Genomic DNA, 2,624 nt, shown 5'->3' on the forward strand with positions numbered 1-2,624 from the left:
GTATAGTATATTATTATAAGATAACCGTAACAAATTTAGTAAAAAGACTTTTATTTCATGTTTCTATATAGAAGAGAGTTTAATCCGTAGGCTGAAAGATTAAATATAAATGATTGAAATAAGCAACACTTTTTATAAAATAAAATATACTTTATTGAGGTATCAGTATTCTGATATGAATTAGGGTGGCACCACGAAATTAGCAATCGTCCCATGTAGTTTTAATTAACTATGTGGGACTTTTTAATTTATATAAATGGAAAAAATCTTGATAGCATTACCTAATTAATAATAGATTTTATGCTAAAATAAAGTAAATGAAAAACAATACAAAATTGGAGGAACATATGTCAACAATTACAAGAGAACAAGTAAATCATATTGCACATCTTTCAAGATTAGAAATCAAAGAAGAGGAAGTTGCAGGATACATTGAAAAATTAGAAAAAGTTGTAGATTTATTCAACGAAGTAAACAGTGCACCAACTGATAATGTAAAACCAACATATCACGTTTTAGACTTAGTGAATGTTTTCCGTGAGGATGTTGCAGAACCAGGAATGGATAGAGAAGAAGTTCTTAAAAATGCTCACGAAACAGAAGCAGGTCAATTCAAAGTACCTACTATCATAGATTAATAATAAGGAGATAATTTGATGAGTTTAATACATGAATCAATAGAAAGTTTAGAACTTAAACTGAAAAATAAAGAAATTAAACCAAGTGATTTAGTAAAAGAATCATTAGACAGAATTAAAGCAACTGAAGAAAAAGTTGGATCTTTTATTACAGTTACAGAAGAAATTGCACTTAAGCAAGCAGAAGCTATGGATAAACTCCAAGAAAGTGGAGAAGCAACTGGAAAATTATTCGGTATTCCTATGGGAATCAAAGATAATATCGTAACAAAAGATATCCAAACAACATGTGCATCAAAAATTTTGGAAGGATTTAATCCAATTTACGATGCGACAGTAATGAATAAACTTAATGCGGAAAATCCAATCCTTATGGGGAAACTAAACATGGACGAGTTCGCGATGGGAGGATCTACAGAAAACTCTTATTACAAACTTACTCGTAACCCGCATGACTTAGATGCAGTACCTGGAGGATCAAGTGGTGGTAGTGCGACAGCTATAGCAGCAGGGCAAGTTAGCTTTACACTAGGAAGTGATACTGGTGGATCAGTACGTCAACCAGCATCATACTGTGGTGTTGTTGGACTTAAACCAACGTACGGACGTGTATCACGTTTTGGTCTTGTTGCCTTTGCATCATCTCTTGACCAAATCGGGCCAATGACACGTACGGTAAAAGACAATGCACGTGTACTAGAAATTATCTCTGGATTAGATGCTCATGATATGACGAGTGCACCGGTAGAAGTACCAGAATTCAGCAAAATTATTACTGGAGATATTAAAGGTAAAAAAATTGCCCTTCCGAAAGAATACTTCGGTGCAGGAATTGATGAAGATGTTAAAAAAGCAGTTCTTGATGGTGTAAAATACCTAGAAAGCCAAGGAGCAATAGTAGAAGAAGTAAGTCTTCCAAATACTGACTATGCTATCTCAACATACTACATTATTGCATCAGCTGAAGCAAGTTCAAACCTTTCACGTTTTGACGGGATTCGCTACGGATACAGAAGTCCAAATGCAACTAACTTAGAAGAAATTTACAAAAAGACTCGTGGAGAAGGATTTGGTGCTGAGGTTAAACGTCGTATTATGTTAGGAACATACGTATTATCTTCAGGATATTACGATGCATACTACAAAAAAGCGCAACAGGTTCGTACTTTAATCAAAGAAGATTTCGATAGAGTATTCAAAGAATACGATGTAATCATCGGACCAACAGCTCCAACAGTTGCATTCAATATCGGAGAAGAAATCGGAGACCCAGTTACAATGTACGCAAATGATATACTGACTATTCCAGTTAACATGGCTGGTCTACCAGGATTAAGTATCCCATGTGGATTCAAAGGTAAACGTCCAATCGGTATGCAATTAATCGCAAAACCATTCGCAGAATCAACATTGTATGATGTAGCGTACAACTTCGAACAACACTACAATTTACACGATAAAAAAATAGAATTATAATAGGAGAAACAAGATGCATTTTGAAACAGTAATTGGACTAGAAGTCCATGTAGAATTAAAAACAGATTCAAAAATATTTTCACCATCTCCAGCTCACTTTGGTGCAGAACCGAATACTAACACTAACGTAATCGACTTAGGATACCCTGGGGTACTTCCAGTAGTAAACAAAAGAGCGGTAGAATGGGGAATGAAAGCTGCAATGGCTCTTAACATGACAGTAGCTCGCGAGTCAAAATTTGATAGAAAAAACTACTTCTATCCAGATAACCCGAAAGCATACCAAATCTCTCAATTCGATCAACCAATCGGGGAAAACGGATGGATTGATATCGAAGTAAACGGAGAAACAAAACGTATCGGTATTACACGTGCTCACCTTGAAGAAGATGCTGGTAAACTAACTCACAAAAATGGTTATTCACTAGTAGACCTTAACCGTCAAGGAACACCACTTATTGAGATCGTATCTGAGCCAGATATTAGAACACCAGAAGAAGCATATGCTTA

2 protein-coding genes and 1 pseudogene are annotated in these 2,624 nt (G+C 35.3%); all 3 read left to right on the plus strand.

What is annotated here, in order from left to right; translation table 11 throughout:
• Nucleotides 1-347: 347 nt before the first annotated feature.
• Nucleotides 348-638: an Asp-tRNA(Asn)/Glu-tRNA(Gln) amidotransferase subunit GatC gene (gene gatC / locus RWO76_RS08790; protein WP_276749660.1), complete on the plus strand. Its 291-nt coding sequence runs from the start codon at nt 348-350 to the stop codon at nt 636-638.
• A 15-nt stretch (nt 639-653) separates the two neighbouring features.
• Entirely contained in the window at nt 654-2,114 is a 1,461-nt protein-coding gene (gene gatA, locus RWO76_RS08795; protein ID WP_399543262.1) for an Asp-tRNA(Asn)/Glu-tRNA(Gln) amidotransferase subunit GatA, read from the plus strand.
• Nucleotides 2,115-2,127: 13 nt separating this feature from the next.
• Nucleotides 2,128-2,624: pseudogene (locus RWO76_RS08800) on the plus strand (Asp-tRNA(Asn)/Glu-tRNA(Gln) amidotransferase GatCAB subunit B); the annotation flags it as partial.

Origin of the sequence: uncultured Granulicatella sp., assembly GCF_963521425.1 — a bacterium.
Taxonomy (GTDB): domain Bacteria; phylum Bacillota; class Bacilli; order Lactobacillales; family Aerococcaceae; genus Granulicatella.